Below are 14,245 nucleotides of genomic sequence, written 5' to 3'. Positions count from 1 at the left end.
CATAAAAGTTTATAGATCGTTTCATTTAAGCTCATTACTTAACACTTGCGTGTTTGTTTGTGCGTCTTTCGAACCGAAGTTCGAATTCTGCGTCCTTACCACTCGTTGTTCAGTTTTCAAAGGGCATGCATCGCGTCAAGCGCGACTTTTATACTATATCACAGAGTCCGTTTCCTTGGCAACCCTCAAGTTTTACCAGGCAGCAAAGTCTTTCTCTGTGCAGCTCGTCCGGCGTTTGCCTCTCGGAGCGGCGAGAATTAATGTACCACAGATCGACAACAGAATGCAAGCATAAATTTCGAGTTACCGTGTAGGCATGAAAAAAGAGCAGGAGCCTGACGATCCAGGCTTCCTGCTCTAATCAAGCTCACGAGATTTATCTCTCCCGCATCAACGGGAAGAGCAGCACATCGCGAATGGAGGCCGCGTCCGTAAGCAGCATGACCATGCGGTCGATGCCGATTCCAAGACCGCCCGTAGGCGGCATGCCGTATTCCAGGGCGCGCACAAAATCTTCATCCATCATATGGGCTTCATCATTGCCGAGCTCGCGCTCATGAAGCTGAGACTCAAACCGCTCTCGTTGATCGATCGGGTCGTTCAGCTCGGTGAAGGCATTGGCATGCTCCCGCGCGACGATGAACAGCTCAAAGCGATCCGTAAACCGTGGATCTTCCGCGTTCTTCTTGGCGAGGGGAGAGATGGCTACCGGATGACCGGTGATAAAGGTCGGCTCAATCAGCGTCTCTTCCACGAACGCCTCAAAGAATTGGTTGACGATATGGCCGAAGGTCATCCCTGGCTCAACCGGAACCTTGTGCTCCTTGGCGAGGCGGATCGCTTCTTCGTCGGACATCTCCACGAGGAAGTCAACGCCTACGACGTCTTTGATGGCTTGAACCATAGATACGCGGCGCCATGGCTTAGCCAGATCGATGGTTTGGCCTTGGTACTCAATCTCGGTCTTGCCGAGCACCTCGCGTGCGACATGCACAAACAGGTTCTCGGTCAGGTTCATGATATCCTTGTAATCGGCATAAGCCTCATACAGCTCAAGAAGGGTAAACTCCGGGTTGTGTCGGGTAGAGGTCCCTTCGTTGCGGTATACGCGGCCGATCTCATAGACCTTTTCCATCCCGCCTACGATAAGGCGCTTCAAGTGCAGCTCGATCGCAATCCGCATGAACAACGGCATATCGAGGGCATTATGGTGGGTCACAAACGGACGAGCAGCGGCTCCGCCTGCGATAGCATGCAGGGTTGGGGTCTCCACTTCCAGATAACCTTGAGTGTCCAGGTACCGACGGATGGATTGAATGATCTTCGAGCGGGTGATAAACGTTTCCTTCACGTTCTGGCTCATGATCAAGTCCACATAGCGCTGGCGGTAGCGAAGCTCAACGTCCTTCAGCCCGTGGAACTTGTCCGGAAGCGGGTAGAGAGACTTCGTAAGTACCTCAACATGATCGGCCTTCACGGTCGTTTCGCCGGTGCGCGTCTTGAAAACTTCCCCGGTTACTCCAATAATATCGCCGATATCAAGCAGATCGAATGCTTCGTATTCCGCCTCTGCGACGGAATCCTTGCGTACGTAAATTTGAATCTTACCGGTCAGGTCCTGGATATGGGCGAAGGAGGCCTTCCCCATGCTCCGCTTCTGCATGATGCGGCCGGCGATGCTGACTTTCGGCGCTTTCGCCTCCAGCTCCTCCGATTCCATGGCGTCATAAGCGAGCAAAATATCCTTTGCCGCATGGGTCCGTTCAAATTTCTGCCCGAAGGGATCCATCCCTAGGTTTCTCAGCTGGTCCAGCTTGTCCCGTCGGATCACCAACAGTTCATTCAGTTCGAGTTCCTGACTCATCGCACAATCTCCTTCGCCTTTTTGAATCGATTCCTTCATTGTACTCATAAATACAAGCGGGAACAAGAAGAAACGGTTCCGCCGCCCCCTATTCCTAAGGAACAACGCCCGTTTCTTGCCTAACAATGCCCATTTTTCAAGAAAAAGCCCCCTCAATAGGAAGCTTTTCCTTCGAACTATGATGTTCCGCTTCCTTAAGAAGCCGGATTATTTCTTGATATCGATGATTTGGTATTGGATGATACCAGCCGGAACACTGACTTCCACCGTGGAACCCTTCTTCTGGCCGAGAATGGCGCGGCCTACCGGGCTTTCGTTGGAGATCTTGTTCTCGAAGGGATCGGATTCCGCCGTACCCACGATCGTGTACTCCACCGTATCTCCGAATTCAAGGTCTTTCAAAATCACGATGGCGCCGATGCTCACCGTGTTGATGTCCACTTCTTCGTTGTTGATGATGCGTGCATTGCGCAGCAGCTTCTCAAGCTGCAGAATGCGGCCTTCAATAAAAGCTTGTTCGTTCTTGGCATCGTCGTATTCGGAGTTCTCGCTGATATCTCCGTAGCCGATGGCGATTTTGATCCGTTCCGCGACTTCGCGGCGTTTGACCGACTTGAGGTTTTCGAGCTCTTCCTCCAGCCGTTTCAGGCCTTCCTGAGTCAGAATCGTTTCTTTTTCGCTCATTCCAACAAATCTCCTGTCGTGTGAATTCATAAAAGTCGCCGCAGAGGCGTACAGACTCCGCGGCTTCCACTTAACTATATGGTGTATATACCTACGTCATGACAAGGGCGATGGGTTCAAGGTTACGACTGATTATATTGCAACCCCATCCAATTGTCAATCACAGCCAGAAGAGGGCTAACCAGTGGTTAAGAAGCCCTTTTTGCCGCTTTAGTGAACGGCTGCTTCCTCTGCAGTTTGCTCATCGGCTTCGCCCGCAGCCAGCTTTTCGACAAATTCATTCAAGATGTGCACGATCTCGTCGCGGCTTTCCATCTCCATGATGACATCCTTGACACGAGCGGCCCCTGTGAGGCCTTTCAGGTACCAAGCCAGGTGCTTGCGCATCTCCTTGACGGCCACCAATTCTCCCTTAAGCGCGATCAACCGGTCCATATGAAGGACAGCGATGCGGATCTTCTCTTCTGCCAGCGGCTCAGGAGAAAGAACGCCCTCGGTGAGGTATCGAACGGTCCGATACAGCATCCACGGATTGCCGAGTGCTCCCCGACCGATCATGACCCCGTCACAGCCGGTTACATCCAGCATGCGCCGAGCATCCTCGGGGGTAAACACATCTCCGTTGCCGATAACTGGAATACCAACCGCATTCTTGACTTCCTTAATCATGTCCCAGTTCGCGGTGCCGCTATACATTTGAACTCGGGTGCGGCCATGCACGGAGACGGCGGAGCCTCCTCCATTTTCGACAGCTTTCGCATTTTGCACCGCGTAGATATGCTCGTCATCCCAGCCAATCCGCATCTTCACCGTGACCGGCTTGGAGACGGCGGCTACGACGGAGGACACCATTTGTTCAATCTTATCCGGCGCAAGCAGCCAACGCGCTCCCGCGTCGCATTTGGTGACCTTGGGCACCGGACAGCCCATGTTGATGTCGATGATATCGGCATTGGTCTGCGTGTCTACGACTTTGGCCGCTTCCACGAGCGTCTCGATGTCCCCGCCGAAGATCTGCAGGCTGAGGGGCTTTTCCCTCTCATCGACATAGAGCATCTCCATCGTTCTCTTGTTCCCGTGCATGATGGCCTTGTCGCTCACCATCTCGGCACAGACGAGGCCGGTGCCAAACTCTTTGGCAATCAGCCGGAAAGCGGGGTTGCAGACGCCGGCCATCGGGGCCAGCACAACGTTGTTCGGGGCGGCTACATTCCCTATTTTCAGCATAAGGTACTCCTTTCGTATAGAAGCAAAGCTTTGATTATCCCAACAGTTCTTCTTCCGATATCGTCAACACGTCCGCGATCAGGCGGAGCAGGCTTTCATCAACCTTGCGGGTTCCGCGTTCCAGCGAGCCGAGAACGGAGACCGAAACGCCCATTCGCTCCGCAAGCTCCAGCTGCGTCAAGCCCTTGAGCTTGCGGTAGGCCCGAATGCGCAGCGCCAGCTTTAAGGTGTCCATGGCAGAACCCCTCCTCCAGACGGCATCGCCGCCATATGCTCAGACAGCGATCGAATGCCGGGTACGGCATCGTCCGCCGCGATCTCTGCCAAGGGAACGAGCACGAAGGCGCGTTCCGCGAGCCGAGGATGCGGGATGGTCAACCGGGGAAGCCGGATCTCCGCTTGCCCGTATAAAAGGAGATCGAGATCAACCGTTCGCGGCCCCCAGCGCTTGTCGCGAACCCGGCCAAGCTGCTGCTCAACACGCTGAAGCTCAACGAGCAGCTCCTCAGGAGGCAGATCCGTCGATAGCGAGACGACCTGATTGAGGAATTTATCTTGATCGACGAAGCCAACAGGCTCCGTCTCGTAGAAGGCGCTCTGCCGAACCAGGGCGATGCGCGGATGCTCCGTCAGGAGGCGAACCGCTTCTCCAAGGAGGGCTGCCCGATCCCCCAGATTGGAACCCAGTCCGATGTAAACCTCTACCGGACGGCTTCGGCGAAGCTCGATGCTCACTCCGGCGAAGGTAATCTCAAATGGCGGGTTCGGTTTGGTAACCCGTACCAAGACCTCTTGCAGCACCGGGTAGGCTGCGAGCAGATCCTGAGCAATATGCTCCGCCAGGGCTTCGATCAGTCGAAAGGTACGGTCAACGACAATGGTTCTCACTCGTCCGTACAGCTCCGCGTAATTGATCGTCTCGTTCAGGTCGTCACCAAAGCCAGCCCGCGACAGCGGCAGCGTCAATTCCAGGTCGACATAGAAATGCTGCCCGAGCTTGTTCTCTTCAGGAAACACTCCGTGGTATCCGTAGAACTGCATGCGGGTAAGCGTCATTTTATCCATCTCAGAGTCCCCTCGTCAAGCGCGTCGGCGAACAATGGCATCCGCCATGAGCGCCGCCCGCGCATTCTCCTTGATCTCGTGAACCCGCACCAGGTCACAGCCTTGGGCAATGCCGAGCACGGTAGTGGCGACAGTGCCTTCCACCACATCTTCTGCCGGCAGATTTAACACATTGCGGATGACCCGCTTGCGGGAAGTCGCCAGCAGAACCGGATAGCCGAGCTCGGCCAGCCGATCCAGACTGCCGATAAGCTGAAGGTTCTGCTCCTGCGACTTGGCGAAGCCGATACCCGGGTCGAGGATGATTTGTTCCTCCCTCACTCCGGCTTTCTTGGCAATCCGCACGCTTTCTGACAAGTCGGCGAGCACATCCGCCAGAAAGTCCCCGTACTCCGGCTCCGTCCGGTTATGCATCAGGATGATCGGGCATCCGTATTCGGCGGCCAGATCGGCCATCTCCGGATGGCGGCGGCACCCCCAAATGTCGTTGAGGAGATGGGCTCCCGCCGCTAGAGCTCGCCTTGCGGTTCCCGGCTTAAACGTGTCGATGGAGAGCGGAACGGATACGGCTTCGCGCAAAGCTTCGATGACGGGAATGACCCGCCGCAGCTCCTCTTCCTCTGAAACCGGCTCTGCCCCAGGGCGGGTAGACTCACCGCCGATGTCAATCAGATCGGCCCCGGCAGCCACCATCGCCTTGGCGTGTTCGACCGCCGCTTCCACATCCGCATACCGCCCGCCGTCCGAAAACGAATCGGGGGTTACATTTAAAATACCCATAATCTGCGTTTTCTCCCCGAGAGCCAGTGCGCGCCCTCGGCAATCAAGCACGCGGGAACGACGGGCTACACGATCACGGTCCGTTCTATCGTTCATGGTCTATCGTCCTTTCCGAGCTCAATCGGGAATGATCAGCCAATGGCTTGTCCCGGTTGTAGGGAGAGGAAATTGGAGAGGAGCTTCCGGCCACTCTCGGTCAAGATCGACTCCGGGTGGAATTGGACTCCTTCAATCGGATACTCCTTATGACGCAGTCCCATGATCTCGCCCTCTTCCGTCCAGGCGCTGATCGTAAGGCAATCCGGCAGCGTCTCGCGGCGAACGATAAGCGAATGGTAGCGCGTAGCCGTGAACGGAGATTCGATTCCGGCAAACAGCGTCTGTCCATCGTGATGGATCGGCGAGGTCTTGCCGTGCATGAGCCGCTCCGCCCGTACGACCTCGCCGCCAAAGGCCTGGCCGATGGACTGGTGGCCGAGGCAGACGCCGAGAATGGGCAGCTTGCCCTTAAACGCGTCGATCAGCTCCAGGCAAATCCCCGCTTCGTTCGGGGTGCAAGGCCCGGGCGAGAGCAAGATACGGTCCGGCTTAAGCTCTTCGATGCCCGAGAGGGTGATCTCGTTGTTCCGGCGAACCTCCACGGTCTCGCCGAGCTCGCCCAAATATTGAACCAGGTTGTAGGTAAACGAATCGAAATTGTCGATGACCAGGATCACGGCTGTCACTCCTCCTGAGCTGCTTGTCGGGCCATGCGTCTTCGCACATGCCATGCAGCTTGCTTGTCTTCCCTCTATTTAAGGCTATCTTGGGCTCCCCGTCAATCCGTACGAGGGGGAACGCAAGAAAACAGCCCCTTGAGAAAAAGGGGCTGTCGATCCATGTCATTCGATTGGTCTGACCGTATTATTGCTCGTCGAATTGATAGAGCGGAGTGCTCAGGTAGCGTTCCCCGTTGCTCGGAAGTACGGCAACCACGCGCTTGCCCTTGCCCAGCTTCTTGGCAACCTGGAGCGCTGCGTAGATGGCTGCACCGGAAGAGATCCCTCCCAGGATGCCTTCTTCGCGAGCTACCCGGCGAGCAGTCTCGAAAGCCTCGTCGTTCTCGACCGGAATGATCTCCGCGTATATTTCCGTGTTGAGAATATCCGGAACGAAGCCGGCGCCGATGCCTTGAATCTTGTGCGGACCGGGCTTGCCGCCGGACAGGACCGGAGAAGCGGCCGGCTCTACGGCATAGATTTCAATGTTCGGGAAGTTCTTCTTCAGCACTTCTCCGGCTCCGGTGATGGTGCCGCCCGTACCGATCCCGGCTACGAATGCATCAAGCTGACCATCCTTGCTGTTGATCGCTTCCACGATCTCCGGTCCGGTGGTCTCGCGGTGAACCTTCACGTTCGCCGGATTCTTGAATTGCTGCGGGATGAAGTAACTCGGATTCTCGGCCTTCAGATCCTCCGCCTTCTTAATGGCGCCCTTCATGCCTTCGGCGCCTGGGGTCAGCACAAGCTCGGCCCCATAAGCGCGAAGCAGGTTCCGCCGTTCAATGCTCATCGTCTCCGGCATGACGAGGATGGCTTTGTAGCCTTTGGCTGCCGCTACCATGGCCAGTCCGATGCCGGTGTTGCCGCTCGTCGGCTCGATGATCGTATCTCCCGGCTTCAGCAATCCTTCTTGCTCTGCCACTTCTACCATGCTGATCGCAATCCGGTCCTTCACACTGGAGCCCGGGTTTTGGTATTCAAGCTTCACGTAGATCTCGGCGCTGTCCTCGGGCACGACACGATTCAGGCGTACGAGCGGAGTTCCTCCGATCAATTCGGTAACACTGTTTACGATTTTGGCCATGGTAAGTCCTCCTTGTCATATATCCGACTAATCCGGTTGGTATTATATCATCATCTTACCAACCTCTCATCTGGTTGTCAACTGGAAAAGTGAAAAGGATTCCAACAAGGCCTGCCTTGCCGGAATCCTGGATAATCGGGATCGCGTTGCACTCTATTGTCCAGCCGCCGCCGGACTCGGGGATGGCCCGAATTCGTGGTCCACGTCAACGAGCGCCGCCTGCCATTTCTTGCGAAGCTCCTGGGTGTATTCTTTAATAGGCGGAGCCTTTTGCAGCGCCAACTGCTTGCGCACGCTCTCGCGAATCGCCTCGGGGTTGCTCTTGCGGTCATCCTTGCGATCGATCAGCTTCACGACCGCATATCCTGTCTCCGCTTGAACCGGCTGGCCGATCTGGCCGATCTGCAGCTCCTTCGCCGCCTTCAAAATATTGGGCGAGACGAACGGGTCATTTTCTTCCACCCAGCCGAGGTCCCCTCCCTCGCTAGCCGTGTTGATGTCGAGAGACCGCTCGCGTGCCAGCGTCGAGAAGTCATTGCCTTGAGTGGCGAGTTCGTACGTGCGATTCGCCTGCTCCAGCGTCTCGTTCAGGATGAACTGCAGATGAAGCTGCTCGGTATCTGCGAATTCGTCCGGGTTCTCTTTGATGTAGTCGCTGATTTCATTCTCCCCGACCACGATGTCGGCGGTCGCCGCCTTTTCCACGAGGAGCTTAAAGTATACGTCCTCCTGCAGCTCCTCCTTGGTCATGCCGACCTGTTCCTTCATCGACTTGTAGAACTCTTCCTCGCTCCCATAGCCCTGCTGCATGCGCTCAAGCTCCGATTGGATCTCCTTGCTGTCTACCCGCAGTCCGCGGTCATCCGCTTCCAACTGAATGGCGAGGTGGTCGATCATCTGGTTAAGCACATCCAGCCCGTACTTGCTGTAGACCTTCTGTCTCACCATCTCGGACGTAATGACCTTGTCTCCGATCCGGCCGACTACCCGGCTCTCTTCCCCGCTCGTGCCGGAGGCATCGGGAACCGAAGCGGGCGGCTGGGTGATGGCAATGCGAAACAAGACGAGCCCCACGCCCGTCAGGATCACGATAATTCCCCACAACAGCTTCACATTTCGCATGTCTATCCCCTCGGATTCCCTTTTCAGGCCCTTATCCCTCGATCTTGGCGAGAACGTCCTCAATTTCTTTATCGGTAAAATGGTACGTTTCGTTACAGAAGTGGCACACCAGATCGATCTTGCCGTCCTCCTCCAGGATGGAGGTGAGTTCTTCCTTACCCAGGCTGATCAAAGTGCGTTCCACCCGCTCGCGAGAGCACTTGCAGCGGAAGTGAACATCCATCCGATCCAAAATGCGGACGTCCTCTAAAATAGACGTGAGAATGTCCTCCAAGGTTGCGCCGCTTTCCAGGAGTGACGTGACGGAAGTGACGGCGGACAGCTTTTCTTCCAGGAAGCTGATTTCTTCCTCGCTTACACCCGGCAGTAATTGAATGATAAACCCGCCAGATTCCTTGACAGTGTAATCCTTATCCACGAGCACACCCAAGGCGACAACGGAAGGCGTCTGCTCTGACTTGGCAAAATAGTACGTGAAATCCTCCGCCAGCTCTCCCGAGACGATCGGGGTGCTCCCCAGGTACGGCTCCTTCAGCCCCAGGTCACGGATAATATAGATGAAGCCATCCGTTCCGACCGCTCCGCGTACATCGAGCTTCCCTAAGCTATTCAAAGGAAGATCTACGGCAGGATTGTCGACATAGCCTCTTACTTCTCCTGCTGCATTGGCATCGACTACGATCTGGCCGATCGGTCCGTCTCCCTTGACCTGAATAGTCTGCTTCTCGTCACCCTTCATCATGGCTCCCATGAGGAGCCCGGCTGCTAAGGTGCGGCCAAGAGCCGCCGTTGCCGTGGGCGTCGTCTGGTGCCGCTGCCGCAGCTCTTCGGTCAATTGCGTGGTGCGCACCGCGAACGCGCGGAACTTCCCGTCTCTGGCAGTGGCGCGAATCAGTTCATCCTTCATAAGGCGTAAGGTCACTCTCCTTCTCTTCTCTCTCTATCTCTAGTCTGCTCGTTGTGCGCCTCCGATAATACGTTATCGGTTACGTTCGTAGATCAACCGCAGTCCCTCCAGGGTAAGCATGGGGTCGACCCGCTGAATGGTCCGGGACTCGGACGCGATCATCTCCGCGAGCCCTCCGGTTGCGATGACTTGCGGATCTGTGCCAAACTCCTCGCGGATGCGTGTGACAATACCGTCCACCTGCCCGGCAAAGCCGAAAATGATTCCAGCCTGCATGGACGCTACCGAATTGCGGCCGACTGAGCTTTTGGGGCGAGCCAGCTCGATCCGCGGAAGCTTAGCAGCCTGCCGATATAACGCCTCGGTAGAAATGCCGATGCCCGGGGCAATGGCGCCGCCCAAGTATTGTGCGCGCTCGTCGATATAATCGAAGGTAGTGGCAGTGCCGAAGTCGACGATAATGAGCGGCGCGCCGTACAGCTCGATGCCCGCCACCGCATTGACGATTCGGTCCGCCCCCACTTCACGCGGGTTCTCATAGCGGATGTTCAACCCGGTCTTTAGTCCCGGGCCGATGATGAGCGGAGTACGGTGAATGTACTTCTTGCACAGCTCCTCCAGGACACGCATCAGCGGAGGGACAACGGAGGAGATGATAACCCCCTCTACGTCCTCCACCTGTATGTGTGCATGGCGAAACAGATTCTCCACCGTCATGCCGTATTCGTCTGCCGTGGCCTCGCGATTGGTGCTCAGCCGATAATGATGGAGCAGCTCCTTGTCCCGGTAGATGCCGAGAACCATGTTGGTGTTGCCGACATCGATCACGAGAATCACGAAGCGTCCCCCTTCCGTTCATTCAGGTCGAGGCTGATGTCCAAGGCATTCACGGAATAGGTGAGGCGGCCGACCGAGATGACATCAACCCCCGAGGAGGCGATCGCCTGAACCGTGTCGAGGTTGACGTTACCCGAAGCCTCCACGATCACATGCGGGGCTTGCGCCTTGATGCGGTGGACGGCCGTCTTCATGTCTTCCACGCTCATGTTGTCGAGCATGATGACATCCGCTCCAGCCTGAAGCGCCTCCTCCAGCTGAGGGAAACTCTCCACCTCTACCTCGATCTTCATCGTGTGGGGAATCCGCTCGCGCGCGGCCTCTACCGCCGGCGTGATGCCGCCTGCCCCCTTGATGTGATTATCCTTGATCATCACCGCATCATACAGCCCGAAGCGGTGGTTGTGCCCTCCGCCTACGCGCACGGCGTACTTTTCCAGCATGCGATGGCCCGGCGTGGTCTTGCGCGTATCCACCAAGCGGGTCGGCAGCCCTTCCAGGGCGTCCACAAAGCTGCGGGTTCGGGTGGCGATGCCGGACAACCGCTGCATGAGGTTGAGGGCGAGGCGTTCCCCCAGCAAAATACTGCGGGTGCTGCCCGTTACCACCGCGACCAGGTCCCCCTTGCGCAGCGGACCTCCCTCCACGGCCTTCGCCTCAAACACGAGCGTGGGGTCGACAACGCGAAAAACACGCTCCGCCACGGGTAGGCCGGCCAGGATGCCGTCTTCTTTCACATGGATGATTCCCGTGGAAACGCCCTGTGCCGGAATGGTCGACAGGGTGGTCACATCCCCCGTGCCGATATCCTCCTCCAGCCACTCTTCTATTAACGCCGTAAGCTTGCTCTCATTTACTTCCAGTACGGATGGTTGCATGGTTGGTTTCACTCCTGCATGGGATGGATGGGGGATCTAGTCTCGTGCAGCCGCGACCTCGTCTTGCCCCATTGGACTCGTATCGCGCTCACGGACCGGCTCGGTTACCGTCCCGCTCTCCCGATGGAAAACGATGTGGCGGCGCCATTCCTCCCGGGGGGAGGGATAGTCGCTGCGGTAGTGACCACCGCGGCTTTCTTGTCGCATGCGGGCTGCGACCGCAACCAGCAGGCCCACCGTAAGCATATTGGCGAATTCATATTCTTCCCGCTTCGTGAGCCGCGACTCAAACAAGGAGGTGAGGCGGCGCAGCTCGTCGATTCCCTTCTCCAGGCCTTCTTCTGTACGGACGAGGCCGACGTTGCGGAGCATCACTTTCTGCAGCTTCAGCCGCCGCTCGACGACCGGCGTCATCGGCACATCCTTGCGAAGAGCCAGCGTGATCTGGTCCGGCGCTCCTTGCCGCAATCCGGTGAAGTCCGGCTTGGGGAGTTCCTTCAGTCGGTCGATGATCCGCTTGCCGAAGACGAGCGCCTCGGACAGCGAGTTGCTGGCCAGCCGGTTGGCTCCGTGAACACCGGTGGAAGACACTTCGCCGCAAGCGAACAGCCGCTTCACCGACGTCCCTCCATCCAGGTCGGTCTTGACTCCGCCCATCATGTAATGCGCGGCCGGGGCGACCGGAATCCAATCGGACGTCAGGTCGAGGCCATAGTTCAGGCACGTTTCATAGATCATCGGGAAGCGGTGAAGAACCTTTTCCCGCGGTTCATGCGTGATGTCGAGGTAGACGAACGTCGATTTGGTGCGCTCCATCTCGCTGACAATCGCCCGCGCCACTACGTCGCGGGGGGCTAGCTCAAGCAGCGGATGGTACTGCTCCATGAAACGCTCGCCTGCCGAATTCCGAAGAACGGCCCCTTCGCCGCGAACAGCTTCGGAGATTAGGAAGCGCGGAGCACCCGGGTAGCAAAGGGAAGTCGGATGGAATTGAACAAACTCCATATCCCGCACCTCGGCCCCAGCTCGATAGGCCATGGCGATGCCATCAGCTGTGGCGATATCGGGATTGGTGGTATAGCGGTACAATTGACCGGCTCCGCCCGAGCTTAGGATCGTCGCCTTGCCGAATGCAGCCACACGGCTGCCATCCGGGCGCTGGATGAGCGCACCTAGGCACTCTCCGTTCTCCGTGAGAAGATCGATAGCAAAATGGTCGTTCCAGATCTCCACGTTCGGCTGCTTTACGACCTGGCGGGCGAGGGCGCGGACGATCTCCGCCCCGGTGGAATCGCCATGAGCGTGCAAAATCCGTCGCTGGCTGTGCGCCCCCTCCCGGGTGAGGGCAAGAACACCGTCCTCCCGGTCGAATTCAGCGCCGAGCCCGATAAGCTCGCTCACGCGATCCGGGCCTTCGTGCACGAGCACGTCAACCGCATCCTCATCGCACAGCCCGGCTCCCGCCATCAGCGTATCCTGAAGATGAAAGTCGGGAGAGTCTTCATCGGCGGTCACCGCTGCGATGCCGCCCTGGGCATAACGCGTGTTGCTCTCGTCGAGCGCTTTCTTCGTAATGATGAGCACCTTGCCGCTCTCCGCCGCCCGGATGGCAGTATACAACCCGGCGACACCGGACCCGATGATGATCGTCTCAAACTCGTAACGAGGCAGCTCCTGCCAGGACGCATCCGTTAAATAACGTGGAATCATTGCCCTCACCTGTCTTCTTCCCTTAGTAGAATGAGCCTTTGTATCCTTTGTCCCCAGGACATGAAGCAGCGCATGCTACTTCACCTGCAGCATGCGCTCGAGAGACTGTCTGGCTTGATCCGCCACTTGCGGCGGCACGTAGATTTGCGGAGACAGGGTCTCCAGGCATTGGGCTACCTTCTTCAAGTTATTGACCTTCATGTTCGGGCAGACCAAGTATTTCGTGGCGAAATGAAACTCCTTGTCCGGGCTGTCGAGGCGGAGCTGGTACCCCACTCCGTCTTCGGTCCCGACGATAAACTGCTTGGCCGAGGACTCCTTGCAGTATTTCAAGATCGCCGTGGTGCTTCCCACAAAGTCGCCCAGCTTGACGACCTCAGGACGGCATTCGGGGTGCACGACGAATTCAGCATCCGGGTACTTCTCCCGCATTTCCATTACATCCCGTACGGTAAGCATGTCATGCGTATTGCAGTACCCTTCCCACAGGATCATCTTCTTGGTTGTGAATTTGGAAACATAGTTGCCCAGGTTTTTATCCGGCACCCAGATGATCTCGTCTGCGTCGACGGAGTTGACCACCTTCACGGCATTCGCCGAGGTGCAGCAAATATCCGTCTCTGCCTTCACATCAGCCGAGGTGTTGATATACGCCACCACCGCTGCATTGGGGTGCTGCTTCTTCAACGCTTTGAGTCCATCGACGTTAACCATGTCGGCCATGGGACATCCCGCGCGTTCGTCCGGAATAACGACTGTCTTGTTCGGGGCGAGGATCTTGGCGCTCTCTCCCATGAAGTGAACCCCGCAAAACACGATGACGTCCGCATCGGTGCTGGCCGCCTTCTGGGCGAGCAGGAAGGAATCCCCGCGAAAATCGGCAATCTCCTGAATTTCGTCACGTTGGTAGTAATGAGCCAAAATGATAGCGTTCTTCTCTTCCTTGAGGCGCAGAATCCGTTCCTTAAGCTCTCGGTTCTGCTGCTCCTTGCGCTCTAATGCGAGAGCCTCCACTCCATCATCCCCTGGAATATCAATTTAACCCTAATTTACAAAAACTTAAGGCGGGTGTCAACGAAAGAAGAGGGGTTCTCTGCGAAAAATTGTGATGTAAGTCACAGCAAACAGGATGTAGATCCCCCCATCTTCCTCCGGTGCGCCCTCCCCATGCCCATCGGCTCAAGAAAAGCCGGAGCTCCCAAGTGGTCAAGCCCCCGAATTGTAGACAGTGAAAAAAGCCTCTAGGCAGCAAGCTGGCGTCGGTACGCAACCGGAGTCAGCTTGTTTAGTCTTCGTTGTGGTCGACAGTGGTTATAAAAGTGGATG

The 14,245-nt window shown here is 56.8% G+C and carries 14 protein-coding genes; all 14 read right to left on the bottom strand.

Annotated features, from left to right (window positions below; translation table 11 throughout):
- Nucleotides 1-376: 376 nt before the first annotated feature.
- Entirely contained in the window at nucleotides 377-1,864 is a 1,488-nt protein-coding gene (gene lysS, locus AAFN83_RS22005; RefSeq protein WP_347773414.1) for a lysine--tRNA ligase, read from the bottom strand.
- Nucleotides 1,865-2,071: 207 nt separating this feature from the next.
- Nucleotides 2,072-2,548 (bottom strand): transcription elongation factor GreA, encoded by a 477-nt coding sequence (gene greA, locus AAFN83_RS22000; protein WP_347773412.1) that lies wholly within the window; start codon nucleotides 2,546-2,548, stop codon nucleotides 2,072-2,074.
- 210 nt (nucleotides 2,549-2,758) lie between these two features.
- Nucleotides 2,759-3,775, bottom strand: coding sequence for a tRNA dihydrouridine synthase DusB (dusB, locus tag AAFN83_RS21995; RefSeq protein ID WP_347773410.1), 1,017 nt, complete (start codon nucleotides 3,773-3,775; stop codon nucleotides 2,759-2,761).
- A 34-nt stretch (nucleotides 3,776-3,809) separates the two neighbouring features.
- On the bottom strand, nucleotides 3,810-4,010 hold the full coding sequence (locus AAFN83_RS21990) for a helix-turn-helix domain-containing protein (protein WP_347773408.1): 201 nt from the start codon (nucleotides 4,008-4,010) through the stop codon (nucleotides 3,810-3,812).
- Complete coding sequence (gene folK / locus AAFN83_RS21985; RefSeq protein ID WP_347773406.1) at nucleotides 3,998-4,840, bottom strand: 2-amino-4-hydroxy-6-hydroxymethyldihydropteridine diphosphokinase; 843 nt, start codon at nucleotides 4,838-4,840, stop codon at nucleotides 3,998-4,000. Before folK ends, AAFN83_RS21990 begins: the two co-directional genes overlap by 13 nt.
- Before the next feature lie 15 nt (nucleotides 4,841-4,855).
- Entirely contained in the window at nucleotides 4,856-5,716 is an 861-nt protein-coding gene (gene folP / locus AAFN83_RS21980; protein ID WP_347773404.1) for a dihydropteroate synthase, read from the bottom strand.
- Nucleotides 5,717-5,751: 35 nt separating this feature from the next.
- Nucleotides 5,752-6,336 (bottom strand): aminodeoxychorismate/anthranilate synthase component II, encoded by a 585-nt coding sequence (pabA, locus tag AAFN83_RS21975; RefSeq protein ID WP_347773418.1) that lies wholly within the window; start codon nucleotides 6,334-6,336, stop codon nucleotides 5,752-5,754.
- 187 nt (nucleotides 6,337-6,523) lie between these two features.
- Entirely contained in the window at nucleotides 6,524-7,465 is a 942-nt protein-coding gene (gene cysK / locus AAFN83_RS21970) for a cysteine synthase A (protein WP_347773402.1), read from the bottom strand.
- A gap of 153 nt (nucleotides 7,466-7,618) precedes the next feature.
- Nucleotides 7,619-8,587: a peptidylprolyl isomerase gene (locus AAFN83_RS21965; RefSeq protein WP_347773400.1), complete on the bottom strand. Its 969-nt coding sequence runs from the start codon at nucleotides 8,585-8,587 to the stop codon at nucleotides 7,619-7,621.
- Between the two features lie 31 nt (nucleotides 8,588-8,618).
- Complete coding sequence (hslO, locus tag AAFN83_RS21960; RefSeq protein WP_347773416.1) at nucleotides 8,619-9,494, bottom strand: Hsp33 family molecular chaperone HslO; 876 nt, start codon at nucleotides 9,492-9,494, stop codon at nucleotides 8,619-8,621.
- Between the two features lie 72 nt (nucleotides 9,495-9,566).
- Nucleotides 9,567-10,331, bottom strand: a complete 765-nt coding sequence (locus AAFN83_RS21955) for a type III pantothenate kinase (protein WP_347773398.1) — start codon at nucleotides 10,329-10,331, stop codon at nucleotides 9,567-9,569.
- Nucleotides 10,328-11,209 carry a carboxylating nicotinate-nucleotide diphosphorylase gene (gene nadC, locus AAFN83_RS21950; RefSeq protein WP_347773396.1) on the bottom strand — a complete coding sequence of 294 codons (882 nt, stop codon included), beginning with the start codon at nucleotides 11,207-11,209 and terminating at the stop codon, nucleotides 10,328-10,330. The genes AAFN83_RS21955 and nadC overlap by 4 nt, the downstream gene beginning before the upstream one ends.
- Before the next feature lie 36 nt (nucleotides 11,210-11,245).
- On the bottom strand, nucleotides 11,246-12,919 hold the full coding sequence (gene nadB / locus AAFN83_RS21945; protein WP_347773394.1) for an L-aspartate oxidase: 1,674 nt from the start codon (nucleotides 12,917-12,919) through the stop codon (nucleotides 11,246-11,248).
- Between the two features lie 75 nt (nucleotides 12,920-12,994).
- Nucleotides 12,995-13,933: a quinolinate synthase NadA gene (gene nadA, locus AAFN83_RS21940; RefSeq protein WP_347773391.1), complete on the bottom strand. Its 939-nt coding sequence runs from the start codon at nucleotides 13,931-13,933 to the stop codon at nucleotides 12,995-12,997.
- Nucleotides 13,934-14,245: the final 312 nt, after the last annotated feature.

The organism is Gorillibacterium sp. CAU 1737 (assembly GCF_039888655.1).
Taxonomy (GTDB): domain Bacteria; phylum Bacillota; class Bacilli; order Paenibacillales; family NBRC-103111; genus Gorillibacterium.
The sequence above is the reverse complement of the archived record's forward strand: the minus strand, read 5'-3'. Positions and strand labels throughout refer to the sequence as shown.

What these genes read in the sequence shown, in the direction of transcription:
- nadC (WP_347773396.1), bottom strand. Translation starts at nt 11,209, where the DNA reads ATGCAACCATCCGTACTGGAAGTAAATGAGAGCAAGCTTACGGCGTTA.
- lysS (WP_347773414.1), bottom strand. Translation starts at nt 1,864, where the DNA reads ATGAGTCAGGAACTCGAACTGAATGAACTGTTGGTGATCCGACGGGAC.
- AAFN83_RS21965 (WP_347773400.1), bottom strand. Translation starts at nt 8,587, where the DNA reads ATGCGAAATGTGAAGCTGTTGTGGGGAATTATCGTGATCCTGACGGGC.
- greA (WP_347773412.1), bottom strand. Translation starts at nt 2,548, where the DNA reads ATGAGCGAAAAAGAAACGATTCTGACTCAGGAAGGCCTGAAACGGCTG.
- folK (WP_347773406.1), bottom strand. Translation starts at nt 4,840, where the DNA reads ATGGATAAAATGACGCTTACCCGCATGCAGTTCTACGGATACCACGGA.
- cysK (WP_347773402.1), bottom strand. Translation starts at nt 7,465, where the DNA reads ATGGCCAAAATCGTAAACAGTGTTACCGAATTGATCGGAGGAACTCCG.
- AAFN83_RS21990 (WP_347773408.1), bottom strand. Translation starts at nt 4,010, where the DNA reads ATGGACACCTTAAAGCTGGCGCTGCGCATTCGGGCCTACCGCAAGCTC.
- hslO (WP_347773416.1), bottom strand. Translation starts at nt 9,494, where the DNA reads ATGAAGGATGAACTGATTCGCGCCACTGCCAGAGACGGGAAGTTCCGC.
- folP (WP_347773404.1), bottom strand. Translation starts at nt 5,716, where the DNA reads ATGAACGATAGAACGGACCGTGATCGTGTAGCCCGTCGTTCCCGCGTG.
- dusB (WP_347773410.1), bottom strand. Translation starts at nt 3,775, where the DNA reads ATGCTGAAAATAGGGAATGTAGCCGCCCCGAACAACGTTGTGCTGGCC.
- nadB (WP_347773394.1), bottom strand. Translation starts at nt 12,919, where the DNA reads ATGATTCCACGTTATTTAACGGATGCGTCCTGGCAGGAGCTGCCTCGT.